The 24,347-nt window shown below is 63.3% G+C and carries 24 protein-coding genes; 5 read left to right on the top strand and 19 right to left on the bottom strand.

Features of this window, described 5'->3' with window-relative positions; genetic code table 11:
* Window positions 1-84: 84 nt before the first annotated feature.
* From F4827_RS14775 to F4827_RS14765, 3 genes are all read right to left on the bottom strand, one after another.
* Window positions 85-408 (bottom strand): hypothetical protein, encoded by a 324-nt coding sequence (locus tag F4827_RS14775; RefSeq protein ID WP_183724684.1) that lies wholly within the window; start codon window positions 406-408, stop codon window positions 85-87.
* 315 nt (window positions 409-723) lie between these two features.
* Complete coding sequence (locus F4827_RS14770) at window positions 724-1,218, bottom strand: GNAT family N-acetyltransferase (protein ID WP_183724683.1); 495 nt, start codon at window positions 1,216-1,218, stop codon at window positions 724-726.
* A 35-nt stretch (window positions 1,219-1,253) separates the two neighbouring features.
* Window positions 1,254-2,423 carry a hypothetical protein gene (locus F4827_RS14765; RefSeq protein ID WP_183724682.1) on the bottom strand — a complete coding sequence of 390 codons (1,170 nt, stop codon included), beginning with the start codon at window positions 2,421-2,423 and terminating at the stop codon, window positions 1,254-1,256.
* Window positions 2,424-2,490: 67 nt separating this feature from the next.
* Between F4827_RS14765 and F4827_RS14760 the strand changes: the two genes are divergently transcribed.
* Window positions 2,491-3,084: a hypothetical protein gene (locus F4827_RS14760; RefSeq protein WP_183724681.1), complete on the top strand. Its 594-nt coding sequence runs from the start codon at window positions 2,491-2,493 to the stop codon at window positions 3,082-3,084.
* A gap of 58 nt (window positions 3,085-3,142) precedes the next feature.
* On the opposite strand, the gene F4827_RS14755 is transcribed toward F4827_RS14760, so the two are convergent.
* The 8 genes from F4827_RS14755 to F4827_RS14720 are packed head-to-tail and all read right to left on the bottom strand — an operon-like array spanning window position 3,143 to window position 10,769.
* The gene (locus F4827_RS14755) at window positions 3,143-4,123 is read right to left on the bottom strand and encodes a fumarylacetoacetate hydrolase family protein (protein ID WP_183724680.1); all 981 of its coding nucleotides are present in this window, start codon (window positions 4,121-4,123) and stop codon (window positions 3,143-3,145) included.
* On the bottom strand, window positions 4,120-4,923 hold the full coding sequence (locus F4827_RS14750; protein ID WP_183724679.1) for a cyclase family protein: 804 nt from the start codon (window positions 4,921-4,923) through the stop codon (window positions 4,120-4,122). Before F4827_RS14750 ends, F4827_RS14755 begins: the two co-directional genes overlap by 4 nt.
* Window positions 4,920-6,125, bottom strand: a complete 1,206-nt coding sequence (locus F4827_RS14745; protein WP_409258794.1) for an MFS transporter — start codon at window positions 6,123-6,125, stop codon at window positions 4,920-4,922. The genes F4827_RS14750 and F4827_RS14745 overlap by 4 nt, the downstream gene beginning before the upstream one ends.
* Before the next feature lie 13 nt (window positions 6,126-6,138).
* Window positions 6,139-7,269, bottom strand: coding sequence for an FAD-dependent oxidoreductase (locus F4827_RS14740; protein WP_183724678.1), 1,131 nt, complete (start codon window positions 7,267-7,269; stop codon window positions 6,139-6,141).
* A complete protein-coding gene (locus tag F4827_RS14735) occupies window positions 7,266-7,631 on the bottom strand; it encodes a Rieske (2Fe-2S) protein (RefSeq protein ID WP_183724914.1) in 366 nt (121 codons plus the stop codon). The genes F4827_RS14740 and F4827_RS14735 overlap by 4 nt, the downstream gene beginning before the upstream one ends.
* Window positions 7,632-7,650: 19 nt before the next feature.
* The gene (locus F4827_RS14730; protein WP_183724677.1) at window positions 7,651-8,640 is read right to left on the bottom strand and encodes a VOC family protein; all 990 of its coding nucleotides are present in this window, start codon (window positions 8,638-8,640) and stop codon (window positions 7,651-7,653) included.
* Between the two features lie 38 nt (window positions 8,641-8,678).
* Entirely contained in the window at window positions 8,679-9,839 is a 1,161-nt protein-coding gene (locus F4827_RS14725; RefSeq protein ID WP_183724676.1) for a S9 family peptidase, read from the bottom strand.
* Between the two features lie 57 nt (window positions 9,840-9,896).
* Complete coding sequence (locus F4827_RS14720) at window positions 9,897-10,769, bottom strand: transporter (protein ID WP_183724913.1); 873 nt, start codon at window positions 10,767-10,769, stop codon at window positions 9,897-9,899.
* A 223-nt stretch (window positions 10,770-10,992) separates the two neighbouring features.
* On the opposite strand from F4827_RS14720, the gene F4827_RS14715 reads away from it, so the two are divergent.
* From F4827_RS14715 to F4827_RS14705, 3 genes are all read left to right on the top strand, one after another.
* Entirely contained in the window at window positions 10,993-11,916 is a 924-nt protein-coding gene (locus F4827_RS14715) for a LysR family transcriptional regulator (RefSeq protein WP_183724675.1), read from the top strand.
* A gap of 151 nt (window positions 11,917-12,067) precedes the next feature.
* Window positions 12,068-13,312: a multidrug effflux MFS transporter gene (locus F4827_RS14710; protein ID WP_183724674.1), complete on the top strand. Its 1,245-nt coding sequence runs from the start codon at window positions 12,068-12,070 to the stop codon at window positions 13,310-13,312.
* Between the two features lie 73 nt (window positions 13,313-13,385).
* A complete protein-coding gene (locus tag F4827_RS14705) occupies window positions 13,386-14,591 on the top strand; it encodes a DNA topoisomerase IB (protein ID WP_183724673.1) in 1,206 nt (401 codons plus the stop codon).
* Between the two features lie 134 nt (window positions 14,592-14,725).
* Here F4827_RS14705 and F4827_RS14700 read toward each other — a convergent pair whose 3' ends face one another.
* Window positions 14,726-15,571, bottom strand: coding sequence for a universal stress protein (locus F4827_RS14700; RefSeq protein ID WP_183724672.1), 846 nt, complete (start codon window positions 15,569-15,571; stop codon window positions 14,726-14,728).
* A 463-nt stretch (window positions 15,572-16,034) separates the two neighbouring features.
* Here F4827_RS14700 and F4827_RS14695 point away from each other — a divergent pair, with 463 nt between their 5' ends.
* On the top strand, window positions 16,035-16,322 hold the full coding sequence (locus tag F4827_RS14695; RefSeq protein WP_183724671.1) for a hypothetical protein: 288 nt from the start codon (window positions 16,035-16,037) through the stop codon (window positions 16,320-16,322).
* Window positions 16,323-16,410: 88 nt separating this feature from the next.
* On the opposite strand, the gene F4827_RS14690 is transcribed toward F4827_RS14695, so the two are convergent.
* The 7 genes from F4827_RS14690 to F4827_RS14660 form a co-directional block, all read right to left on the bottom strand.
* The gene (locus tag F4827_RS14690; protein ID WP_183724670.1) at window positions 16,411-17,214 is read right to left on the bottom strand and encodes a helix-turn-helix domain-containing protein; all 804 of its coding nucleotides are present in this window, start codon (window positions 17,212-17,214) and stop codon (window positions 16,411-16,413) included.
* A gap of 243 nt (window positions 17,215-17,457) precedes the next feature.
* A complete protein-coding gene (locus F4827_RS14685) occupies window positions 17,458-18,105 on the bottom strand; it encodes a response regulator transcription factor (protein ID WP_183724669.1) in 648 nt (215 codons plus the stop codon).
* On the bottom strand, window positions 18,102-20,108 hold the full coding sequence (locus tag F4827_RS14680) for a PAS domain S-box protein (RefSeq protein ID WP_183724912.1): 2,007 nt from the start codon (window positions 20,106-20,108) through the stop codon (window positions 18,102-18,104). Before F4827_RS14680 ends, F4827_RS14685 begins: the two co-directional genes overlap by 4 nt.
* 157 nt (window positions 20,109-20,265) lie before the next feature.
* A complete protein-coding gene (locus F4827_RS14675) occupies window positions 20,266-21,690 on the bottom strand; it encodes an MBL fold metallo-hydrolase RNA specificity domain-containing protein (protein ID WP_183724911.1) in 1,425 nt (474 codons plus the stop codon).
* A gap of 42 nt (window positions 21,691-21,732) precedes the next feature.
* A complete protein-coding gene (locus tag F4827_RS14670) occupies window positions 21,733-22,263 on the bottom strand; it encodes a cytochrome b (protein ID WP_183724668.1) in 531 nt (176 codons plus the stop codon).
* A gap of 154 nt (window positions 22,264-22,417) precedes the next feature.
* On the bottom strand, window positions 22,418-23,224 hold the full coding sequence (locus F4827_RS14665) for a universal stress protein (protein ID WP_183724667.1): 807 nt from the start codon (window positions 23,222-23,224) through the stop codon (window positions 22,418-22,420).
* A gap of 43 nt (window positions 23,225-23,267) precedes the next feature.
* Complete coding sequence (locus F4827_RS14660) at window positions 23,268-24,101, bottom strand: universal stress protein (RefSeq protein WP_183724666.1); 834 nt, start codon at window positions 24,099-24,101, stop codon at window positions 23,268-23,270.
* Window positions 24,102-24,347 lie beyond the last annotated feature (246 nt).

Here is a 24,347-nt window from a genome sequence, read left to right as displayed (position 1 = left end):
ACAACGCAGTCAACGCATTAAAAGCACGCTTTACCAGTTGGCGGCCCATTCGCCGCCAACTGGATTGCGGCGTCCGGATGGCGATCAGGTATTGGAGCCCGTCACATTCAGGCCGCCGGCGCCGCTGAAGGTGAGGGTGTCGTTGGTGTTGAGGACGTTATCCCATGCGCTGCCGCGCGACGTCACGACTTGCGAGCCATTGGAAAACGCGCCATCCGATCCTGAGGATACGACCAGACCGTTCAGATACGGATTCTGCGGATTGCCATATTCGACGGTCTGCCTTCCCCCCGGAGGCAACGTAACGGCGACGATCGGCCCGGACTGATTCGGCTCCGACCCGACGCGGGAAACCAGTTCGACTGAAAGCGCAAGACCACTCTGATTGACGAGCTTCTTGAAAGCCATGATTCGCTATCCTTATTAAAGATAATGCGCGTTGGGCTGCCGACGGTCTGCACATGCCCCTCCACGAGCGCGCGGCAGTTCGCGATCACGGAGAGTTTGATGCTGAAGCTGCGAAATAGAGCGCGGGGAAATCACGACGCGGCGAGGCGCTGCGCGATGCGGAAGTCCCCGAAAGTCTTGCGAGCCGTGCTCTGGTTTCTTGTGAAGAAAATATAGGCGATACAGCGCGCCAGGCAGTTCGATAAAACGCCTGCCTACCCAGGTTGATAGGGGCCGCGTGTTGTGGCAACGGCAATAGACACCATGTTATTCCCCTCAATCGACGGCGCGTTCATAAAGCGACCACAGATAACCATCCGCTTTAACGCCGACGCGAACAAAGCCCAGTGACTCGTAATACGCGCATAAACGCGTGTTTTGCACGGCGCAGTCAAGCCGCACAAAACGACGGTTCATGCGGCGCACCGTGCTCGCGCACCAGTCGAGCATGAAACTGCCCAGACCCGTGCCATTGAAGCCTTTGCGCACACTGAGCCCATGCACGTAACCGGCGACCGGTTCTTGAGGCCCCCAATGGGCGTCGTCGTCGAGTTCAAGTGAAAATGTGCCGGCCAGCGTGCTATCGCAGTCCACGACATAGACCGGCTTTTTCTCAACATGGTTGTGGACCCAAGGTTCGGAAAAGCCATCGCCTTGCTTGCCCCACGCGTGATCGCCGTATGTCACTTTCTTCGCATGAGCGTCATTACGGATCTGGGTGATCGCAGCAACGTCGTCCAGCGTGGCTCTGCGGATGTTTTTGATCGACATGACAAACTCGCGTGGTAACCGTCGAGCGCAAAAGTTCAGCGCGGCATCAGATTCGCACCCTTGCAGGTCGGATCGGCCTTGTCGCTCAGTGCAAGCATCGTAAAGCCATTACGCTCCTGGTGGATCACGCCATAGCGTGCGTCTGCGTGATCCGACTTGCGCGACTGCAAATCGATCTCCACCTGATAGCGATCCTTGCCGCTGCTGCACGCGCGCACCGGCCCGTAGTTGAGCACCGGTCCGTTCTCGTCCTTGACGCCCGACACGAGCGCATGGCGCGCCTTCAACAAGCCGTCTGCCGCATCCGGATCGCTCCAGTTGCGTGCGTGCGCATCGTCGACCACCAGCCATTCGTCGACGAAATCGCGACCGTTGAGCGCAATCGGCTGGATGCGCTCGACGGTATCGCCGCTCACACGGTAGCGATAGATCACCTTGCGCTGGATGAGATCGGCGTCGAGCGGCGAAATCGTGGTGCGCACTTCGACGCCATCGGGGCGCGCCTTGAGCGTCAGGCCATCGTCGGCGGCGTCGAAATCCGCGGCGTAGCTGTGGTCGAGATGAAATAGCTTGCGCTGCCGCTGCGCGCCGTTCGCGGGCGCGAACACATCGAGGCCGAAATTGCGCCAGCGCGACGAACACCACGGGCCGCCGTGCGCCACGGCGATCTGGCCGCCCGGCAGCGTCTCGTACTGAAACGTATCGCCGAATGCGCCAGAAATTTTGGCGTAATCGTCGCTTTGCCAGCGCAGCACGCGCCGCCATGTGGCACCGTCCCATGCGTACGCCACCAGCAGATTGTCGTCGCCGCACGGAATGCCGTAGCCCGCACGCACGAATACGAGCGCTTTGGGATCGGCGCCGCGCGTGATTTCCACGCTGACGGCCTGTCCGAAGCCGCCGCTCGCATTAGCCGGAGGCGGCGTCTTCACCACGCCGAGCGACGCTTCCAGCGCGCGTTGCAGGGCGGCCGGTTCCGCGTGAGCGTCGCTGCATGCGAGGCGCGTGTCGATGGCCCTCACCAGCGCGTCCTTGAAATCGCGCGTCGCCGTGCGCTGCTGCGCCGAAAGCGTTTCGTCGTCGCCGTCCTTGCTTTTGGGCGCGTGCTGAAGCCGATGCTGCGCCTCGATCGCCGTGTGGCCCGCGACGTCCGCATCGACGCAACTGCTGGCGGCCCATGCGAACGTAGGCGCGGCGAGCAACATTGCCCACAGCGAAAGTCTGCCTATCCGCGAAACTTCGCGCGAAACTGCCCGATGCATTGCTGGATTCATGTCTATTCGAAGCGAGTGGACGGGCGCGATGCAGCCCGGATTAATGGGTTCGAAAAAGGGGCGCCATTTTATGACAACGCGCCCCGGCAGGTTTTGTAAGTGCCGCATCGTGCGCTTCAGTTCCGGGTTTTCCCTGATCCTTTATAATCGTCCCGCGCTTCGGGGAGCGCCGCTTTGTTCGTTGCTTGTTCGTCGTACCCTGGCCGTGGCTTTTGCAAGCGTGCCCGCGCGCGCCCCTTTTGATCTGAATTCCATGAAGAAAAAACGCGGGATTGCGCTGCTGCTCCTGGTACTGTCGGCGGCTGCCGTGGCCCATTTTTTACGCCCGCGCTTTACGCCCGCCGAGCGCGATCAATACACCGCGCTGCTGTGCCACGTCGTCGCCAATGGCAGCCATGACCCGCGCAAGGATATGCAGGACGTGATCGAGAATGGCAACGCCGATTACGCCCTGCAACATCTGGAATTCAATGCCGCAGCAGCCAATGACGCGCTCAAGCGATTCGCGAAACTCGACGCCGCCCAGCAGCACGCCGCCGCTCAAAGCGCCGACGATTGCCAGCGTCAGCTCGGCCTGAACGTGCAGCAATAAAACAACGAGGCGCTAAAGAGCGCCTCGTGGAACTGCGATCCGAACGGGTAAAACAGGCTCAGCGCATGCGTCGAACCGTCTGGTCGATCACGCCAAAAGGCGCTTCGGCCTGATCCGTTCGGGCCACCATGTGCACGCGGTCGCCGAATTTCATGAACGCAGTCTCGGGCGAACCGCGCTCGAGTATTTCGATCACCCGTCGCTCCGCAATGCACGCCGATCCCGCCGCGCGATCCGCATTCGACACCGTTCCCGAACCGACGATCGTGCCAGCCGTCAGGCGGCGCGTTTTCGCGGCGTGAGCGATCAGCGTGCCGAAATCGAAATTCATTTCGCTGCCGCTGGGGTGGCCGAACGGCTCTCCGTTCCATTCCACATGGAGCCGCAGATTGACACGGCCGTCGCGCCAGTCACGGCCCAATTCGTCCGGCGTGATGGCAACCGGCGCGAAACTGGTCGAAGGCTTGGCCTGCAAAAAACCAAAGCCCGTTTTCATTTCGCGCGGCCCCAAGGCGCGCAAACTCCAGTCGTTCAACTGCACGATCAGGCGCACCTGTTCGAGCGCTTCGCGCGCATCCACGCCGATCGGCACCGCGCCCGTGATCACGCCGAATTCGCCTTCAAAGTCGATGCCGTGCGCTTCGTCCGGCAGGAAGACATCGTCGGTGGCGCCGAGAAAATCGTCGCTCGCGCCTTGATACATGACGGGAATCGTGTCGAAGTCCGGGATCGGCTCGGTGTTGAAGGCGCGCTCCATCAGGCGTCCGTGATTGAGGAACGCCGAGGCGTCGAGCCATTGCGGGCCGCGCGGCAACGGCGCGGCACAGTCGCGCGGCTCGAAATCGAACGCGTGATCGGCATGACCTGCGTTCAGGCGCTCGTAGCGCGTAGCGAGTTGCGGCGCGACGTCGTCCCAACGCTCCAGCGCGGCGAGCAGCGTGGGCGCGATGTCGTGCGCCGACACCGCTTTGGTCAAATCGCGCGCCACGATCAGGAGTTCGCCGTCACGGCTGCCGTTGCGGCGGGTGGCGAATTTCATGCCGCGACCTCCTCGACGATCGCGACGGCGCGCGTCCAGCCCGCCGACGCCTTGCGGATCTTGTGCGGAAAGCAACTGATCGTGAAGCCGTGCGGCGGCAGCGCTTCGAGATTGTGCAGCTTCTCCAGATGGCAATAGCCTATTTCACGACCCGCCTTGTGGCCTTCCCAGATCAGCGAGGTATCGCCGGTCTGCGCGACGTGCTTCGCCGTGTGGGAGAAGGGCGCGTCCCAGCTCCACGCATCGGTGCCCGTGAGACGCACGCCGCGTTCGAGCAGATAGAGCGTCGCCTCGCGGCCCATGCCGCAGCCCGCGCCCACGTAGTCGTTATGCCCGTAGCGCGAGCCCGCGCGCGTGTTCACGACCACGATGTCGAGCGGCTCCAGCGTGTGGCCGATGCGCGCGAGTTCGGCTTGCACATCGGCGGCGGTGGCGACATAGCCATCGGGGAAATGGCGGAAATCGAGCTTCACGCCGGACTGGAAGCACCATTCGAGCGGCACTTCGTCGATGGTGATCGAAGGGCGCGGCTCGCCGAAGCGTGCATCCATCGTCGAATGAAAATGCCAGGGTGCGTCCAGATGCGTGCCGCTGTGCGTCGTGAGCGTGACCCATTCGGCGGCGGCGGCTTCGCCGTCGGGATAGTCCTCGACGCGGGTGCCCGGCAGCATCGCCATGAATTCGGGCAGCGTGTCGGCGTGGGTTTGATAGGTGATCTTCGGTGCGAGCGGCGGCGGATCGGAGAGCACGTCGTTCTCCAGATAGATCGAAAGGTCGATAAAGCGGCGCACGGGTTTCATGAGGCGTGTCCAGAGGTGTCGAGTGAACGGGGAAGGCGTGTGAAGCAAGCACAGGCGAGCGCGCCCACCACGAGCGCCGCGTAGCCCAGGCTGCCATAGCCGAAGTGTTTGACGAGCGCCCCGCCGAGCAGCGGCCCGGCGGCGGCTCCCGCCATCACCATCGCGGGCGTGGCGGCGGCGGCGCGGCCGCTGGCGTCCAGCCGGGAAAGCAGCCCGAACGCGTAGGTGTGGCAGAAGATCATCACGGCGGGGAATACGGCGGTGGCCGCGGCATAGGGGGCGAAGCCGCTGCCCAAGGTGATCGTGAGCGCCAGCGCGGCTTGCACGAGCGGTCCCACGCGCACCACGGCGCGCGCACTCAAACGGCGCTGCGTGAGGACGGCGAGTGGCGCGGGCAGCAGATTGACAAGGCCGAGCGCGATCAGCACCGAGGTCACCGCCGTCAGACCGAAGCCCCGTTCCACGCCGATACGCGCAACGAAACTCGCGAGCATCGCCTGGGTGAGCGCCATGCCAATCACGCCCGCAATCGCGAACCACACGGGGGCGGCGAGCGGCGGCTTCGGCACCGATGTGGCCTGAACCCCGATCCTCGATGCGACCGACGGAAACGCGAGCGCGCTGCACAGGGCGGCGACGGCCATCACCGCCGCGACGATCGTGAAGAAAGCGCGCGCGCCGTAGGCGGCCACCGCATGCGGCGTCGCGCCGAGAAACGCGATCGAGAACGCGCCGAGCGCCAGGCCCGCGAACGCGAACAGCCGATGCGGATTCGCACTACGCCCGATCGTGCCATGCGTGATGCTCAGGCTGCAGCCCACGGCCAGACCCGCGAGCAGATGCAGCACGGCCATCGCACCATAGGTGTTGGACGCACCGGCCGCGTAGAACGCGAGCGCGGCCAGCGCGAAGCCCGTCGTGACGACCGCGCGCGCGGGGACGCTCGCCGACAGCCGCAACAGCAGCGGCGAGCACACCGCGCTGCTCGCCACCACGCCCGCAAGGAACAAGGTGGGCAGCGCGCCCGCGTGCTGCGCGTCGAGATGCAGGCCGCCGATCAGCGTGGCGACCCAGACCGGCAGCGCCACGAGATCGACCATGCCCGCGCAATGCGCGATCATCAGCGCGGCGAAAGCGGTGCGCCGGTAAGTGGCTGGCGTGTTCGCCGAAGCGAGCCAGACGGACGCAGCGGGATTGTCCATGGGCGGCCTCCGCTCAGATCGCGTGCGCGAGATAGTGATGCGTCTCGTGCATGATGCGTGCGTGTTCGGCGCGGTCGCCATTGGCGATTTCGATTTCCCCCAGTCGTCCCGAATTCTCGACCACGATACGACAGCGCTCGAAGCGGCGCGCTTCGAAGGCGGCCAGCGCATCGGCTAGCGCGGCGTGGCGCGCGAGTTCCTCCGCGAGCACGATGCCGTCCTCGATGCCGATACCCGCACCCGACGCCATATGCGGCGTGGTGGCGTGCACGGCGTCGCCCACCAGCACGACGCGTCCAACTGACCACGGGCGCTGCATCAGCAGGCTTTCGAGCGGCCGGTAGATCACGCTCGACTGCGCGCCGATCTGCTCGCGCACGCTCTGCAGGACCGGCGCGCCGAAGCCTGCCAGCAGATCGCGCAGCATGCCGGGCGCGGCGGCGGCATCGACATGGGCGCGCGTGGGCCGGTCCTCGGTGAGGAACAGGTACATCTCGTCGCGAGACACCGGGTTCAGGCCCGCCTTGACCTTGTGGCCGAGCCACATTGACGCGCAGACGATCTCCTGCGGGCGCGGCAGCACCGCGCGCCATACGCCCTGGCCGGTATAGCGCGGCTCGGGCGCGTCTGCGAAGAGGGCGGCGCGTACTTTCGAGTAGAGGCCGTCCGCGCCCACCACGAGGTCGTAGCGCGCTTCGCTGCCATCGGTGAGCTTGACGTTGACGTGATCGTCCTGCGCGTCGAGCCCCTCGAAGCTGCAGCCCAGCTTGACGTTCACGCCCGCCGCACGGGTGGCCTGCGCGAGGATGTCGGCCAGCACGGGGCGCATGATCGCGCCGCCGCCGGGCACGTCGTCGCCGGCGACGCGCGGCGTCGGCAGGGTGCCGAGCGGCGTGCCGTCCGGTGCGAACAGATTGACGCCGTCGCCCGCAAAGCCGCGTTCGAGGAAGGCGTCGAGCACGCCCACGGTCCGCAGCGCGCGCAAGGTCGGCCCGCCGATGCTGATGCCCGCGCCATACGAGCGCCAGCTCGCATCGATTTCGACGAGATCGACTTCGAAGCCGCGTTTGGCGCATTCGATGGCGGTGGTCATGCCGGAAAATCCGCCGCCCACGATAAGCACGCGGTGCACTGGCTGGTTCATGTTGATGTCTCCTGGTCTTGCTGTTGTGGGGTGTTGTCGTGCACGAACACGCGGCCGTTTTCGTCGATATGCAGCGGGACCGGCGTGAGACGCTGGCCCAGGCACGGGCCTTTGATGCACACGCCGCTCTCGATATCGAACAACGCGCCATGCGCGTGACAGACGATGTGCGCGCCGCCCGCATCGAGCCAGGCGTCCTTGCGCCAGGCCATCGGCGTATCGCCGTAATGCGGGCAGGCGTCGCGCCATGCCCGAACGCCGCTCGCGTGATGCACGACGAAGAGCGTCGCCTGGCCAGCGCCGTGCGGATCGAAGCCGCGTGAACAAGGCTGCGGCAGGGCGTCGAGATCGGTCAGGTAGATCACGGGCCGGTTGACTGGTTTATCGAGCCGCGGGCGGCGGGCCGCCCGGCGCCCACTTTTCGCGATGCTGGAGCAGGAAGAGTTGCGAGGCGTCGGCGCCCATCGGCGCGGCGCGGGCCTGCCATGCGTCGTCGTGCAGGTCCATGTCGGCGTCGTATTCGACGTGACAGCCCAGTGGGCTGTTGAAGTACCAGAACCAGTTCGATCCAAAGCGGTGACGCCCCGGGCCCCAGAACGACTGGTAGCCCTTTTCGACGAAGCGCGTACCGGCCTGCACGACTTCGCTCGGGCCGCCCATATGGAAGGTGAAGTGCTCGCAGCCCTTCATGAACGGCGGCGTTTCGATCATGAACAGCGTGTGGTGATCGAGTGTGCCGGCGGGGCGAAGAAACGGGCCGACGCCCGTGAAGCGGTCCGTGCAGCGAAAGCCCAGGCGCTCGACATAGAAGGCTTCGGCGCGCGCGGCGTCGGGCACGAAGTAGACGACGTGCGAGAGCGTGCGCGGCGTGAGCACGGCGGCATCGTTCGCGGCGACCACATTGGGCGCTCGCTGGGGGCTCGCGCCGGGTGCATTGATGGCTTCGGCGGGCAGCGCAAGCGGGCGGCGCACGCTCACCTGGAAGCCGAGCGTGAAGCCCATGTCGTCGGTGCTTTCCAGCGAGCCGTCGGCGAGCGTGCGGACTTCGCGGTCCTTGCGCAGTTCCGCGGCGATCTGGTCGAGCGTCGCCGTATCCGCGACGCCGTAGACCGTTTTGCGCAGCAGGCTGGCGGTGCCGAGCGAGGGCGGCAGGCGCGCGTCGTCGGCGCGGCGGATTTCGATGGCGGTGCCGTCGAGCGCCTCGAAGCGGCCGCCCGCGCTTGCGCCGTCGGCGTCGGGTAGGTCGGGTTGGTCGGGTTGGTCGGGTTGGTCGGGCGCGACCGGCAGCAGGCCGTAATCGACGAGATACTGGCTGCACGCGGCGACGTCGTCCACGCCAAACACGAGACAGTCGGGGCCGATGATGTTCATGCCTTGGATTTCCTTAAAACTTGCAATAAAAAATGGTCTTAAAGGCGGGTCTTTCCGCCCAGCACTTCGGCAACCCAGTCGGCGATGTAATGGCCGGCATTGATCGAGTTGTCGAAGCTCGCGTGCTGCGCGCCGCCTTCGCGATCCGTGAAAATCTTCAGTTCGCGTTTCGGGCTGTTGATGAGCTGCTCGTAGGTGCGATGCGCCCAGGCCAGCGGAATCTGCGTGTCCTTTTCGCCGTGCGTGACGAGGAAGGGCACGCGGATGCGATCGAGCACGCCGTCCAGATGAACGTTTTCCGCGATGCGCATGAAGTCGTCGATATCCTTCGCGCCCCAGACCCAGCACACATGTTTCCAGTAATGCGGCACCGGGAAATCGCCTTCGCGTTGCAGGCGCTTTTTCTGCACGTCGCGCCAGTCGTGATTCGCGCCCCACACCACGCCGCAGGCAAAACGCGGCTCGAAGGCCACGGCGCGCGGGCAGTAGTAGCCGCCCAGCGACACGCCCTCCATGCCGATGCGCTTTGCATCCACGTCATCGCGCGTTTCGAGCCAGTCGACGATGCGGCTCGCCCAGCGCTCGCTATCGTGGACGGCGGTGAGACCGTGCAGGCGCAGCGCTTCGCCGGTGCCCGGCTGATCGACGATCAGCGAAGACACGCCGCGCTGCGCAAGCCAGGCGGGCAGGCCAACGAGGTACTTCATCTCCTTGGTGGAGTCGAGCCCGTTGACCTGCACCAGCAGCGGGGCACGCGCGGGCGCGTGGTTGGCGCGCACATACAGGCCCGAAAGATGACCATCGCCATAGGGAATCTCGACGCGCTCGCAGTTCTCGCCGGCAAGCGCGATGCCCTTGGCGAACAGGTCAAGCTCGCGCCGGTACAGTTCCTTGCGGCCAGGCGAATCGTGCGCGAGCATGCGTTCGCTCGTCAGCAGGTAGATGCTGGCGCGCCTGTATTTCTCGCCGGCGGAAAGCAGACGGCCGCGTGCTTCGTCTTCCCCGGCCAGTTCGCAGAGCTGGTCGGCCATCTTGACCCACGCTTCGCGAAAGGCGCGCGTGCCTTCGGCATCGGGTTGCTTCGCGGCCTCCTGGAGCGGCGCGCACATAGCCTCGATTTCGCCGATGCGCGCGCCCATTTCGATCGCGAGATCGATCGAGAGATTCCAGACGTAATTGGTTGGGAAATAACGGAACATGTTTTCGACTTTTCCTTGCTGACGATTTAAAGCCTGCTGTAAAGCGCCGATCTCGCGTTACAGCAGCGGGATCGCGACGTTGAGCCAGACGTTATTGCTCTTCGACGTATTCGCGGCGTACAGACCTTGCTGGTAATTCAGATTGACCTTGACCGGTCCCGCGTCGTAGACGATCGACGGACCGAAGCCAAAGCTGCGCGTGCGATAGCCCGAGGCCACGGTCGCGCCGTTCTGCGTGTCGTTGCTGTACTGATTGAGGTAGGAGCCCACCACGCCCAGCTTCCAGTGGCCCAGATGCCAGCCCGCTTCGAATTCGCCCAGATACGCATCGCCCGAGCTGTAATTCGTGGTCGAGTTGCGCTGGTTGAGCAGCAAGCGGTTCGAGATGCCGATATCGATGCCACCGGGCTGGTCGTAGCGCGCCGCGAACACCGGTTGCAGCGACGTATAACCCACCGCGACGCTTGCCTTGGTGGCGCTGTACGAGCCGGTTTCAAGCGCGAGGTCGAGGCCGGCCGCGAAGGAGAGTTCACGGGTGGGCCGCCAGTCGATGATGAGCGGCGAGACGGTGATATTCGACAGTCCGTTCTGCGACGAATGCTGTCCCGCCACCGTCGTATGCAGCGAGACCACGGGAATCACCAGCTGCGAATAGAAGCGCGCGCCGTAGAACTCGAACGGATATGAGGCCAGCAGACGCGTCACTTCCGTCGCCACCGACGAATGGAACGGCACCGGCAGTTTCGAGCCGTCATTGCCGTAGAGCCCGTTCGAAAAGCTGTAATTGAACTGCTGCAACGCGAACAGGCCCGGGAACGGCGGCATGGACGCGATGTTGTCGCCGGTGGCGCTCGCGGGATAGGGCGAGATGCCGCCTTCGAATGCCTGTGCGTGCTGCGAAATCGTGATGAGTGAAGCAAGCGTAGCCATTACGCACGCATTGCCGATGTGCCTGAAATTGCCCTGCATGGTGTCTCCTGAACGATTCTGTGAACCGTTTCTTGTGGTGTTTTTGTTGTCGGTGCGGCTAGGTTAAGATGCGGCGAACTATGTGAAAAATGGATTCGATCCATTCGGCAAATCGATTTGCTGAATACCAAGGGTGAACCCTGGGGAATGGATCCGTAAAAAGAAAAGATCGGAGACGGAACGCATGCGTTTCAACAAGCTGGATCTCAACCTGCTCGTGGCGCTGGACGCGCTGCTCAGCGAGCGCAGCATCAGCCGCGCGGCGGAGCGCGTGCATCTGAGCCAGTCGGCCATGAGCAATGCGCTGGCGCGTCTGCGCGAATATTTCGACGATGAATTGCTGGTGCAGGTGGGCCGCAAGATGGAGCCGACGCCGCGCGCGGAATCGCTCACCGATGCGGTGCGCGACGTGCTGGTGCGGGTGGAGGCGACGATCTCGACACAACCGGCCTTCGTGCCTGCCGGGTCGACGCGCGAGTTCCGGCTGCTGGTCTCCGACTACACCATGACGACCTTGATGCCGCACGTGCTCGCGCGCGTCTACGCGCTCGCGCCGAACATCCGCATTCATCTGCGTCCGCAGGTGGCGCATCCCGAGCGCGCGCTCGAACGCGCCGACGCCGATCTGTTGATCATTCCGCACGAGTACTGCTCGACTGAACATCCCGCGCAGACCTTGCTCGAAGAACAGTTTTGCTGCGTGCTATGGAATGAGTCGCCGCTGGCGGAGGCGCCGCTTACGCGTGAGGCGTACCTGGGCGCGGGCCATGTCGTGGTCCTGCCGGGGATGGGGCAGCCGGCGCTTGAGGACTGGTTCGTGCAGCGCCTGGGCGTGTCGCGCCGCGTGGAGGTAACGACGTATAGTTTTGCCGCTTCGACGCAGCTGGTGGTGGGCACGCAGCGCATTGCGACGGTGCATCGGCGGCTGGCCATGCAGGCGCGGCGTCATGAACCGATCGTGATGCGCGACGTGCCGCTGCATATGCCCGTCATGCATCAAACGATACAGTGGCACAAGCATCGCACGGCCGATGCCGGTCTTGCATGGTTGCGCACGCAATTACTTGAAGCGGTTGCGCAGATGGATCAGGCTACGCTGCGGGTTTGAGGCGGCGTAGCGTTTTCGTCGCAGGCTGTCCCCGTAGCACTGCTGGATTCCCAGCTATAAGCTCGGGCGCCGTGGCCCCGGCGACGGAGTCCAGCAGGGGCGGCCAGAGCGATGCTAGTATGAGCCCCGAATTTGCAACCTTGACGGACTCATGAGCCACGATTGCGTAGACCGCACCATCGCTGTGACCCCTGCATCGAATACACCTCGTTTTCTGTTGTTTCTGATCTGCCTGTTCGCCTCGGCCGGTCAGTTCGCGATCGACGTCTATGTGCCCGCGCTGCCCGCGATGGCGCATTACTTCTCCACCTCGTCGCAGGCGATCCAGTCGAGCGTTTCCGGTTACATGGCGGCCTACGCGCTGGGGCAACTGATCTTTGGGCCGATCGCCGACGCTTACGGGCGCAAGCGCGTGCTCGCAGGCGGCCTTGTGATCTACACGATCGGCTGTGTGTTGTCGCTGGCCGCGCCCAATATCGGCCTGTTCCTTGCGGCCCGCTGCCTGCAGGGCTTCGGTATTGCCACCACCAATCTGCTCGCCAAGGCCATCATCACGGATTCCTTCTCGGGACAGGCGCTGCTGCACGCGTTCACCTATATGTCGATCGCCTGGGGACTGGCGCCGATCGTCGCGCCGGTGATTGGCGCGCATCTGCAAACGTGGTTCGGCTGGCAGGCGTGCCTCGTGTTCCTGCTGGTCTGTTCGCTCGTGATGTGGACGGTGCTGTGGCGCTATCGCGAGACCTTGCGGCAGCCCGTTCATCTGGAACCGCGCACGCTCATGCGCAATGCGGGCAAAGTGCTGTCCAGCCCCGTGTTTCAAAGCTGCTTTTTGGCGCAGGGGCTGTGCTACAGCATCCTGCTGGTATTCAATATCGTCGGGCCGTTCATGGTGCAGAGCACCTTGCACAAGCCGCCGACTTTTTTCGGCTATCTCGCGCTCGGCATCGGCATGATGTACTTCCTCGGCGGACTGTCGAATCGTCTGCACGGCCCGCGTCTGCCGACGCCTGAGCAACGTCTGCGTATCGGCACGCGGGTGATGGCAGCGGCGTCGCTCACGATGCTGGTGCTCGCGCTGACGGTGGGCCTGCGGGTCTGGACGCTGGCGACGCCCGTGCTGGTGATGGGCTTCTGCGCCGGGGCGATGTATCCGACGCTGATGGCCAAGGGCAATTCGCTGTTCCCACACATCGCCGGGCTGACCAGCGCCATTCTTGGCTGCGCGCTGTTGCTGGTGTCATCGGCGATGATGGGGCTTGCGGGCTTCGTGTCGATCCAGTCGCTGACGCCGCTGGCGATCTTTTTCGTGGTGCTATCGCTGATTGTGGCGGAGATGGTCAGCAAGCTGCTGCGCCACCTGGCGCTGATGGACGCAAACAAGCGCACGGTTTGACCGGGGGAAGGTGGGCGGCACGCGAGTTGCTGGCGTTTTCGCAAAGCAGACATGGCGATAGTCGGAGGAAACCATGGCGAAAACGCAAAAGTGCGCCGAAGTCCCCAAACCTTCGTCTGACCAGATGCCGTCGGGGTTGCGTTACGTCGATGATTCGCGCGCCGGCTATACCCGCAAGGCAATGCGAGGGGCGTTCGCGTACTTCGATACACAGGGCAAGCGCATCGCCGACGAACGGGAGATTCGCCGCATCGATTCACTGGCGATTCCGCCGGCTTACACCGAGGTCTGGATCTGTCCCGATCCGCGCGGCCATCTTCAGGCGACCGGCCGCGATGCGCGCGGCCGCAAGCAATATCGCTATCACCCGGACTGGCGTGCGACACGCGACGCCGACAAGTACGAACGGCTGCTGGCCTTCGGCGCGGTGTTGCCGAAGCTGCGCGCACGCGTGACGCGCGATCTCGCACTCGACGGCATTCCGCGCAACAAGGTGCTCGCGACCGTGGTGCGGCTGCTCGATACGACGTTGATACGGGTTGGCAGCGAGGAATATGCGCGCGAAAACCACTCGTATGGTTTGACGACGCTGCGCAAGCGCCACGTGAAAGTGTCGGCTGGCACGCTGCGTTTCAGGTTTCGCGGCAAGAGCGGCATCGAGCATGATGTCGCCGTGAGCGATGCGCGTATTGCACGCATCATGAAGCGCTGCATGGATTTGCCGGGCCAGGATCTTTTTCAGTATCTCGATGCCGATGGCGTACGCCATGTGGTCGGATCGGCCGACGTCAACGCGTATTTGCGCGAGGCAACCGGCGCGGATTTCACGGCCAAGGACTATCGCACGTGGGCCGGGAGTGTGTTTGCGCTCGCGGCCTTGCGCAAGCTCGAATGGGCGACGGTGACCGAGGCGCGCAAACATATCGTGGGAACCATCAAGGAGGTTGCGCGATTGCTGCGCAACACGCCGGCGGTTTGCCGCAAGTGCTACGTGCATCCGGCGATCATTGGCGCATTCGAGACCGGTGAACTGGCGGATGCGATCCGCGTCTCGCGCCGACGCGGTCTCAAGAATGGCGAGGCTTCGCTCGTTGCGTTTCTTGAGAAGGAAGCAAAGCGGCGTGCGCGCGAAGCGCGTCGTGATCGCAAGGTGCTGGAATCGGGTCAGACGGAACTGACGCGGCAATTGGTCAGGTCGGTTCGCTCGGTTAGGTCCGTTCGCTCGCGCCGCAAGGCGGCCGATGCGGCCGAAGCCCGTGCGCTGTCGATGGCGGTCTGAGGGTGAACATGTTTGCGGAAACCCGATAGTTTTATTTGGGATCCACATACATGCCGGGCCACATAGAGAAGTTCGCTTTCCCGCCCTATTCCGCCTGTGATTCCAGCACAAGCCGTATCGCCTTGTGGCGGGCGCTAATGGGACATCAATACCGGCAGTGTTGCTGTGAGCAGGACGGATCGCGTCGCGCCGCCCAGTACGAGTTCCTGCAAGCGGGCGTGACCATATGCGCCCATGACAAGCAGATCAAATCCGCCGTCGACGGCAAAGTTGAGCAGGGCGTCGCCCGTGGTCTCTGCTGCGTGCCGGTCAAAGCGCGCGATGTCGATGGAAGTCGCGCCATGACGCGCGAGCGTCGCTGCCAGTTCGCTGCACGACGCCTGCGATGGTGCGGGAGAAAAAGTCGAGGACGACGCTGCAATCGTAACGTGAGCGGCCCTGACGACGAAGGGGATCGCGTCATGCACGGCTCTCGCCGCCTCGCGGCTGCCATTCCAGCCAATCAGCACGCGGGTGCCGACGGTTTCAAAATACCCGGTGTTCGGCACGAACAGCACGGGGCCTCCAGCGCCCAGGACGACCATCTCGGCAAAATGGTCGGCGACGAACGTTTCCGCATCGCTGGGGTTCGCTTGTCCAATGATCGTCAGATCCGCGCTACGGCTATGACGCAGGAGCGAGGCAACAGTATCGGTATGGGTCTCTGCGTCGATGAGTGTGCCCGCGACCTGGGCTCTCTCCAGTTCAGCCCGAAACAGCCGCTCGATAGCGGCACGCTGCTCAGCACGAAGCTTGCGATGTGCGTCGTAATAGTCAGCGGTGCCAGCCATGACATAGAACTCGCGCGGATGTGGCTCGAAGGCCGCAAATACGCCGTCCAGATGTGATCCAAACGAGCGTGCCAATTTGAGCGCCAGCGAAACGCGCACATTGGCACGGGTACTCGAATCCAGATGAACCATCAGGGTCTTGTAGCTCATTGCGCATCTCCGCAGCGAAGAAAGGAATCACGGCCTCGCACAGGTCACGCTTCGGGTGAAACTGAGTTTATGAGCCGTCCTCGGTTTGCCGTTGACATGAATCAAGCGATGAATCGCTGGCCGTCGGGCGCAGCAGGACTTCGCCGAGAAAGGTGGTTGAGGCAGATCAATTGCGGACTGCGCTTATTTCTTACATTGGAAGCGATGTGTGCGAGGGCGCGCGGCTCATCACTGCGCTTGGCCGATTCCCGAATATCGCGCGGTCCGGTATCGGAACGGCGTGTTATCCCTGAAGCTGCCTCAAAGAGCACCTGTCGCACAGAGGAACGTGCAGATCGATTGACGCATCGTGATCGCCTGGTGCGGAGCCGGCACGGGTTGATTGAATGAAACAAAATAAACCGGACAGGATGCCGAACGTGAGCACAGTGCCGGCCAGGGAGGCTACGCGATGGGACTGGGAATGCAGATGGTCTATCTGGGTTTTGCGGGATCTGCCGCGATCGAGGCAGAGGCGGGCGTGCAACTGTTGCGGCTGGCGCGCTTCGGCAAGCTGTTGAAGTCCTGTCACCTCGCGATTGAAGAGGTGCATGGCAACGATTCGTCACAGACGTACGATGTGCGTCTCGATCTTGTCACCGCATCAAGCGGCTTTAGTCCGGTTGCGCATCATTGCGGTCCGGATCCGCTTGTCGTTATGCGGGAAGCTTTCGATGCAGCGGAGCACGAACTCGCGACGAAGTCAGCATGATGGGAAGCACGAGCGTGCATTGCGAAGCTGGCGGGCTGATGGCAGAAAGCGCTCCAATCAGCCATTTTTATCGGCCTTTTTTGTCGGCCTAAACGCGCGCGAGTGCCTGGGCATCGACGATGCGAATCTGTTTGCCTTTCGGTTCGACCAGACCATCGCGATGAAAGCGTGAAAACATGCGGCTGACGGTTTCGAGTTTCAGTCCGAGATAGCAGCCGATTTCCTCGCGGCTCATCTTCAGATTGAACTGTGCGCCGGAGTAGCCTCGCGCACGAAAACGTGCCGCCAGATCCAGCAAAAACGAGGCGAGACGCTGCTCCGCGGTCATCGTACCGAGCATCATCATCAGACTGGACTCGCGCACGATTTCGCTGCTCATCAAATAATAGAGATGATGCTGCATGCGCCGACTGTCGCGGCAAAACGATTCGAACTGGGCAAACGGAATGATGCAAACCGTGCTGTCCTCCAGCGCAATCGCCTCGCAACTGTGCGTGCCCGAACAGACGCCGTCGAGGCCCAGCGGTTCGCCAGGAATCTGGAAACCGATGACCTGTTCGCGCCCGTCGCGGTGCATCACGATGGTCTTGAAAGAACCCGTGCGCACGGCATACAGGCTCTGGAAAACATCGTGTGCGCGAAAGAGTGCCTCGCCGCGTCGCACGTGACGCGTTGTGAGCACAACGGTATCAAGCTGCCGGATCTCGATGCTGGAAAGATCGGCTGGCATGCAGACTGCACGCAGCGAGCAGGTCGAGCAGCGGGTCGACAGACACCCCGGCTCGCTTACGTGGCGCTGGCGATTCACCGGTATCAAAGCAGCGCCTGGCCCGGCCGGCGACGGGGATGACGGTGCGGAGGAGGGGGCTTCGCAGACAGACTCGGCATACATGATCGTCTCCAGTTTCACCGCGCGTTGCGCGCGCGTTATCGGGACGATGGACGCTCGGCTTCGGCAAGGGCGGCGGGATCTGCATGTGTCCAGTATCGGCAGCTCAATCCCGAAAATAAATCGGCGGCGGTGGAAACTGGCGTACGCCGGGAGGAAGTCTTGTGGGGCGATTCCTACAGATATGCGGGACTCGGCCGCGCGGGTCTATCGCCGTGCCGGGTCGGGCGTCGGCTCTGCCAAAAGCTAGATTTCGTCCTGATCGTCAATCAATTTATGACGCAGGGCATAGCGTACCAAGGCGGCTTCGTGAGGCATCTGCATTTTTTCCAGAATGCGGACCTTGTAGGTGCTCACGGTCTTGCTGCTCACACACAGAGCGTGGGCAATTTCGGTAATGGTCTGCCCGGAGGCAAGCCGTCGGAAGACGTCGAATTCGCGGTCGGAGAGACGCTGGTGTGGGAGAGCATCCGAGGGCTCGTTCAGACTCTGCGCGAAGCGCTCCGCCATGGCCATGCTCACGTACACGCCGCCGGCAGCCACTTTTGTCACGGCGCTCACCAGTTCCGCGCTGGCGCTTTCCTTCGTGAGATAGCCAGAGGCTCCCGCCTTGAACGCACGCACGGCATACTGCTGCTCGGCGTGCATGGTCAGAACGAGGATGCGCAAGGCCGGGTTTTCTTCCTTGATCTGTTTGATGAGATCCACGCCGCTGCGACCGGGCATCGACAGGTCGAGCACGAGCACCTGGGCGGGCTGATTGCGCACAAGGGCCAGCGTGGTCGCGGCGTCCCAACCTTCACCGGCAACCTCGAAGTCATGAGCGCTTTCGAGGATGCGGCGCAGGCCATCGCGCACGAGTGTATGGTCGTCGGCGAGGATTACCTTGATCATGAAGTTGTCTCGTCGGATAGAAGCGCGTCGAGTTCGAATGTGATGGAGAGGGAAAAGCCTTCGCCTGGCGCGGTGTCGATCTCGACGACTCCATTGAGCATGTGGGCACGCTCGCGAATGCCAAGTAATCCAAAGGTTTTGTCGTGTCGTGTCCGATAGTGGGCGTCGCCGCCTTCGCGTGTCGTGCCGCAGCCGTTGTCGGTAATACGCAAGTTGCAACGCCGCGAGTCCACCGCCAGCGTCAGGTCTACCCGGTCTGCCTGCGCGTGGCGGGCCACGTTGGTCAGTGCTTCCTGAACGATGCGAAACAGCGTGGAGGCCGCTGTGCTTGAGAAGACCACATTGCCCGTTTCCAGCCGCAGCCGCACCTTGATGCCGTAACGGCTGGTGAAATCGTTGGCGAGCCACTCGATGGCTGAGGCCAGCCCCAGGTCGTCGAGCATGACGGGGCGAAGATCGGCGGCAATGCGACGTACTCCGCGCACGGTGGCATCGATCAGTTCGCTCATGCCTGCGAGGCTGGCTGTGATATCGGGCGCAGTCTCAGGCCCCAGACGCTGCGCCAGCGACGACACGTCGATTTTGAGCGCGGTGAGTTGCTGACCGAGATCGTCGTGCAGTTCGCGCGCGATGCGGGTCTTTTCAGCTTCGCGCACGTTTTGCAGATTGGCGGACAGCTCGCGCAATTCTTCGCGCGAACGCTTGAGTGTGTTCTCGGCGCGCAATCGCTCGGTGATATCGCGCAGCATGACGGTATAGAACTTGCCGGACCCATCGCGGATCTGCGAGATCGAGGCTTCGATGGGAAATTCCTCGCCGTTCGCGCGCAAACCATAGAGCACACGCTGCTGATGGCCCATCTGGCGCTCCGTCACCCCGGTGACGCCAAACTGCTCGACCTGCTGCGCGTGCGCGGTGCGAAAACGCTCGGGGATAAAGCGTGAAAGCGGCGAGCCGATCGCTTCCATGGCGGTCAATCCAAACACATACTCGGCGGCCGGATTAAAAATCACGATCTTTTGTGCCTCGTCGATCGTAATGATCGCTTCCATCGACGATCGGATGATGGCCATCATCCGTACTTCGTTGAGGCGGGCGTCGCTGGCGCTGGTTGACTGCGTCAGTCGCGCGGCGACGAGCCGATACGCCAGCCATGCGCACGCCGCCGCTACGAGCGCCCCCACCAGCAGGATGGCAGTGGCGCTGATGGCTGCGCCGGTGTGAAGTGGACTGCCGTCCGCGCGCGTGTCGATCGTCAGTGCCGTGCCACCCACGAGCAACTGATCGGTTTGCTCAAACCGGTGGGAGGAAAAGATTTCGTCAGTTTCAACCGGCGCGCTCCGGTAGACCTCGAACGGCGGATGGGTGGCGCGCACGGTGATTTCGAGTCCTGGCTGGGCCGCCAGCAGCGGCGCGAAGAGGCGCTGGACATCGAGCGCGGCGACCGCGAAGCCGACGGGATTGCGTGAACCGCTTCCTCGTGCCGCCGGATCCTCGTAGACGGGAAGCCACAGCTTCAACGGAGTCCCGGTGGTATGGCCCGCCGCGGCCACAGCCAGCACCACTTCTTCAGGTTCAACTGTGGCAGGCCGATCGGACTGGACGGGTTCGTTGCCCGAACTGGCTGCCGGACCCGCCCAGAGCGTGACGCCGGATTCGCTGGGGACGTAGCCGAGCGCGACAACCGCCGTGTTCGAGCCGTCCAGATCAAGCGAAGACACATATTGTGTCCAGTTCCCGGCTTCAGGAGAAAGCATCCCGGCGAGATGCGCGCGAGCACCGCGCAGCACGGCTTCGCTGGCGATCAGCGAGAGCGCGATGGACTCGCGCAGTGCAGCGGCGCGTTGGCCAAACCGCTGCTCGGCCGCGTTCTGCCATTGCTGCGCGACGAACACGGCTACCGCGCCCGCGAGGGCGAATGCCGTCACAAACGCTGCGATCGCGGCCACGGCTGGCCGGCGGATTTGCGCGGGTAGTGGCGTGACGTCAGTGACCGATGTCATGGCAGCCGTCTCTAGCGAGATGCTCGTGGGCGGGCGAATTGTAAGTAGTTTGTAGGCAAACGGGCGGCGCGATTGAGACGGCCCGGCGCGCGGGCACACATGCCGCCCGTCTCGATATTATGTCCCCAGGATCAAGCGCGTCGCGATCTTCAGGGGTTCAGTTCTCCCTACCCGGTAACTGAGCGGCTTCGCAGGGCGGACAAGGGTGTTCCCGGACCGGATCTTCAGGGAGTTCCACGGAATCGCGGTATTGCGGCACGCAGCAATCCCAGTGCAGCGTCTCGACGATCCTTCGGCGCAGCGCGTCGGCGGCCGGGGGTTCGCCGTGCGTAACAAAGGTGCGTACAGGCGGGCAGTTCATGCCGGCGAGCCAGCGGATGGTCTCGCGATAGTCGGCGTGCGCGGACAGCGAGGAAATCGACGAGACCTCAGCACGCACGCGCACATAATCGCCGTGCAATTTGATCACGGGGGCATGGGCTTCCAGCGCTGCGCCGCGCGTGCCGGGCGCCTGATAACCAACGAGCGCGATCGTATTGCGCGGGTCGGGCGCATAGAGGTTCAGGTGATGCAGCACGCGGCCTCCCGTGGCCATGCCGCTGCCCGCGACGATGACCATTGGCCCGCGGCGCGAAGCGATCGATTTTGAGTCGTCGACGGTGCGCGCCATGAACGCTGCATGGTCGATTGCGCGCATCTGCGAGACGGTCAGGCGGTGCTCGCCCATGTGGCGGCGGTAGAGATCCGTCACGCTGATTGCCATCGGGCTGTCGAGGTAGACGGGCACGTTCGGCATACGGCCGCCTTCTTTCAGACGGGCGATGTAGTAGAGAATTTCCTGCGTGCGGCCAACCGCGAAGCACGGCATCACCACGATCCCGCCACGCGCAAAGGTTCGCGCGAACATCGCGGCGAGTTCGTCTTCCGGATTGAGTGCATCGTGCAGCCGGTCGCCATAGGTCGATTCGACAACCAGATAGTCCGCATGCGCGGGCGGAGCGGGCGCGCGCATGAGCGGATCTTCAGGGCGGCCAAGATCGCCCGAGAATGCGATCACGGTGTGGCCGCAACACAGCACCACGCTGGCCGCTCCCAGAATGTGTCCGGCTGGCAGGAGCCGAAAACCTAACCGGTTGCTTAGTGCAAAGGGCGAGTCGAACTCGCGTGGCACGATCAGGCGCAGGGTGTTCTCTACGTCGCTGGTGGTATAGAGCGGCAGCGCCGGATGATGTTTCGAAAAACCGTGCCGGTTGGCGAACGCGGCGTCTTCCTCCTGCAGCCGGGCACTATCGCGCAGCATCACATCGCACAGGTCTGCGGTGCCGGGTGTGCAATAGACCGGCCCTCGATATCCGTTGCGCACGAGTACCGGCAGATAGCCGCAATGATCGATATGCGCATGGGTCAGGATCACGGCGTCGAGCGTGTCTGCCGCAAAGGGCAACGTTTCCCAGTTGCGAAGGCGCAGGTTTTTCGTTCCCTGGAACAAGCCACAGTCGATCAGCACCCGCTTGCCGTCGGCTTCCAGCAGGTAGCGCGAGCCTGTCACGGTCTGGGCCGCGCCCAGGAAGGTCAGCTTCATCATGTCCTCCTCGCATTGCGCCATGCGGGCGAGCGAAACGCCTCACGGCATCATGCGCTGTAACACCCTGTCGCCGAGTACAAAGCGATGGTAAAGCGCCCCAGCGATGTGCAAGCCAATCAGCACCAGGAGTGCCCATGCGAGCGCGCTGTGCACATCGCCCATCGAATGTCCGAACGCCGAGCCGGCTGGTGAAAGAGAAGGAAGCGCCGCGAGGCCGCCCAGCTTGACGGCCCACGCGCGCGACGATGCATTAATCCACCCAAGCAACGGCACCGCGAGCAAAAGGATGTAGAGAGCGCCGTGCGTAAGGGCGGAAATCGCGCGTATTGCTTTGGGCAGGTTTTGCGGCGGCGGCTGGTGAGTGGCGCGCCACGCGATGCGACATGCCATGACGGCGAGGAGCGCGGTTCCCACGCCCAGGTGCCACGCGATCTCGCCGATGGGCTTCGTATCGCGGTGCACGTCGGGCATCGTCCAGCCAATCACGAACTGGGCCGCAACCAGCAGGACGACGAGCCAATGGAGCAGTCGTGCAGTCGTGTCGTAGCGCGTATTGGCGGCAGCGTGCATGGCGAGTCTCTCCTGTGAAAATAAGCCGGTCGAAAAACGGGATTCTAAAAGGCCGGAGCTTAACGTTAGATTAAGGGCCTGAATTTAAGCGTGAGGTTAAGCCCAAAATCATCCAGCAGCAGAGGGCGCAGATCTGGCGCCAAGGGGCGCTGCTTCAATGGGACATGAGAACCGGCAGTGTCATCGACTCCAGCAGCGTACGCGTGACGCCGCCCAGCACCCGTTCGTGCAGATTCGAGTGAGCCCATGCGCCCGCCACCAACAGATCGGCGTTTACATCACTTGCGCGGCTAAGCAAGGTCGCGCCGGCTTCGAAACGATGTTCGCAGACACTTTCGTGGAATGATGCGCTGACGCCGTGGCGTTCGAGCCATCCCGCAGCATCGATTGCGGCGCTGGTCGCGCGAGCGAGATCGGGACTGCGGGGCGGTGCGACGACCGCGAGCGAAACGTACTGTGCATGCGCCAGAAGCGGCAACGCGTCTGAGGCCGCGCGCGCCGCCTCGCGGCTGCCGTCCCAGGCAATCAGGACATTCTGTCCGAATGAGGCAAATGCGCCTGCATACGGCACGATGACGGCGGGGCGCGCACATGTCATCAACAGGTCGGCGACGAAATGTGCGGCGCCATTGATCATCCTGTTTTGCGGGTCATCCTGACCGAGCACGAGGAGGTCGGCGTGTCGTGCATGGCGCGTCGCCACCGGCAGATCGGCAGGCTCGGGGGCGCGCCATTCGACGATCCGTGCCGCGCGCTCGGCGGCGCCGAGAAAGCTCATATGCGCATTGGCCCGGCGTTGTTCCGCCGCGCGTGCATCATCGGTGTCGCTGAAACGCGAAAGGGGCAAAAATAGCCCGACGAGATGGGCGTCGAAGCGCTCGGCGAGATCAAGTGCGAGTGCCACGCGCACCGCGCATCGGTCGGTATCGTCAAGGTGCACAAGCAGACTCTTGTAACTCATAGCCAGGTTCCTCCGGACTGTTGTGCAGATCCGTCTTGCGCATTCAATGCGACATCAGGACTGGAACGGGCATCAGACCCATCACCGCATGCGTCACGCCGCCGAGCAAAATCTCTCGCCATCGGGCGTGGCCGTAGGCACCCATCACGAGCAGGTCACAGCCGTTTTTTTGCACGGTCGACAACAAGGCTTCTTCGACGGATACCGTCGGCGGCGGATGCAATGCCGCGACCTCGACCTGAATGCCGTGGCGGGCCAGCACGAGACCCATGTCGGCGCCCGGAATACGGCTTCGTTCACTGTTCGGGAGGGTGAATGTGACGAGTGAGGTCTGTTGCGCCTGTCGCATGAACGGCAAAGCATCGTAGAGCGCGCGCGTGGCCGACTGGCCTGCATCCCACGCAACGACAATCCGCTTCCCGATGCTCGGGAACTGGCCCGTGTACGGCACCCATAGAACCGGTCGGCCCGCCGCCAGGGTGAGGCGCGTCTGGAAGCGGTTGCCCAACGAGGCGTTGGGGTTCTCGGGATCGCTTTGACGCAGGACGATCAGGTCGGCGTACCGCGCACGCGCCATCATTTCCCGCTCCGCGTTTTGCAGTGCCGTATGCCATTCGCCTTTGAGTTTTGCGTCTGCGAGCCGCTGCAAAAAGTAGTGTTCCAACGCACGTCGATGATCGTCCTCTTCGCTCATTTGCCGGTCCCAGTATTCGGTCCCAAACGTGAACACGTAGTCGAGCCGGTGTTCGATAGCCGCTGGCGCGCAGAGGGCGCTCACATGCGCGTCGTGCTGCTGCGCGATCTGCAGCGCGATGTCGACGCAGCCTCGCGCCCGCTCGGAGTTGTCAAGATGAACCAGGATGCTGCGGTACTCCATGATCGACACTCCCGGCAAGACAAATGCCAACTGTGTATTTAGCGATTCAGTCTATGCAGCAATGCGTTACGGCGATTGACCTGAATCAACGCGATGCTGAGCACCGCCGCTGCTGCCATGCCACTCAGGTGCGCATGGGTACCCCTTCGACGACGGCATATCCGCAGGTGAAAAGCCGATTGATCCAGATCAGTCGAGACCGGCTGACCCGTGCGACGCTTGCTTCATGCGAGTCATTTCTGTGAA

This window comes from Paraburkholderia bannensis, assembly GCF_014200455.1.
Lineage (GTDB): Bacteria > Pseudomonadota > Gammaproteobacteria > Burkholderiales > Burkholderiaceae > Paraburkholderia > Paraburkholderia bannensis_A.
This window is presented reverse-complemented; position numbering and strand designations above follow the sequence as displayed.

What these genes read in the sequence shown, in the direction of transcription:
- F4827_RS14725 (WP_183724676.1), bottom strand. Translation starts at nt 9,839, where the DNA reads ATGTTCCGTTATTTCCCAACCAATTACGTCTGGAATCTCTCGATCGAT.
- F4827_RS14710 (WP_183724674.1), top strand. Translation starts at nt 12,068, where the DNA reads ATGAGCCACGATTGCGTAGACCGCACCATCGCTGTGACCCCTGCATCG.
- F4827_RS14670 (WP_183724668.1), bottom strand. Translation starts at nt 22,263, where the DNA reads ATGCACGCTGCCGCCAATACGCGCTACGACACGACTGCACGACTGCTC.
- F4827_RS14765 (WP_183724682.1), bottom strand. Translation starts at nt 2,423, where the DNA reads ATGTTGCTCGCCGCGCCTACGTTCGCATGGGCCGCCAGCAGTTGCGTC.
- F4827_RS14740 (WP_183724678.1), bottom strand. Translation starts at nt 7,269, where the DNA reads ATGAACCAGCCAGTGCACCGCGTGCTTATCGTGGGCGGCGGATTTTCC.
- F4827_RS14665 (WP_183724667.1), bottom strand. Translation starts at nt 23,224, where the DNA reads ATGAGTTACAAGAGTCTGCTTGTGCACCTTGACGATACCGACCGATGC.
- F4827_RS14695 (WP_183724671.1), top strand. Translation starts at nt 16,035, where the DNA reads ATGCAGATGGTCTATCTGGGTTTTGCGGGATCTGCCGCGATCGAGGCA.
- F4827_RS14690 (WP_183724670.1), bottom strand. Translation starts at nt 17,214, where the DNA reads ATGTATGCCGAGTCTGTCTGCGAAGCCCCCTCCTCCGCACCGTCATCC.
- F4827_RS14680 (WP_183724912.1), bottom strand. Translation starts at nt 20,108, where the DNA reads ATGACATCGGTCACTGACGTCACGCCACTACCCGCGCAAATCCGCCGG.
- F4827_RS14705 (WP_183724673.1), top strand. Translation starts at nt 13,386, where the DNA reads ATGGCGAAAACGCAAAAGTGCGCCGAAGTCCCCAAACCTTCGTCTGAC.
- F4827_RS14675 (WP_183724911.1), bottom strand. Translation starts at nt 21,690, where the DNA reads ATGAAGCTGACCTTCCTGGGCGCGGCCCAGACCGTGACAGGCTCGCGC.
- F4827_RS14715 (WP_183724675.1), top strand. Translation starts at nt 10,993, where the DNA reads ATGCGTTTCAACAAGCTGGATCTCAACCTGCTCGTGGCGCTGGACGCG.
- F4827_RS14685 (WP_183724669.1), bottom strand. Translation starts at nt 18,105, where the DNA reads ATGATCAAGGTAATCCTCGCCGACGACCATACACTCGTGCGCGATGGC.
- F4827_RS14770 (WP_183724683.1), bottom strand. Translation starts at nt 1,218, where the DNA reads ATGTCGATCAAAAACATCCGCAGAGCCACGCTGGACGACGTTGCTGCG.
- F4827_RS14750 (WP_183724679.1), bottom strand. Translation starts at nt 4,923, where the DNA reads ATGAAACCCGTGCGCCGCTTTATCGACCTTTCGATCTATCTGGAGAAC.
- F4827_RS14700 (WP_183724672.1), bottom strand. Translation starts at nt 15,571, where the DNA reads ATGAGCTACAAGACCCTGATGGTTCATCTGGATTCGAGTACCCGTGCC.
- F4827_RS14760 (WP_183724681.1), top strand. Translation starts at nt 2,491, where the DNA reads ATGTCTATTCGAAGCGAGTGGACGGGCGCGATGCAGCCCGGATTAATG.
- F4827_RS14755 (WP_183724680.1), bottom strand. Translation starts at nt 4,123, where the DNA reads ATGAAATTCGCCACCCGCCGCAACGGCAGCCGTGACGGCGAACTCCTG.
- F4827_RS14720 (WP_183724913.1), bottom strand. Translation starts at nt 10,769, where the DNA reads ATGGCTACGCTTGCTTCACTCATCACGATTTCGCAGCACGCACAGGCA.
- F4827_RS14775 (WP_183724684.1), bottom strand. Translation starts at nt 408, where the DNA reads ATGGCTTTCAAGAAGCTCGTCAATCAGAGTGGTCTTGCGCTTTCAGTC.
- F4827_RS14660 (WP_183724666.1), bottom strand. Translation starts at nt 24,101, where the DNA reads ATGGAGTACCGCAGCATCCTGGTTCATCTTGACAACTCCGAGCGGGCG.
- F4827_RS14730 (WP_183724677.1), bottom strand. Translation starts at nt 8,640, where the DNA reads ATGAACATCATCGGCCCCGACTGTCTCGTGTTTGGCGTGGACGACGTC.
- F4827_RS14745 (WP_409258794.1), bottom strand. Translation starts at nt 6,125, where the DNA reads ATGGACAATCCCGCTGCGTCCGTCTGGCTCGCTTCGGCGAACACGCCA.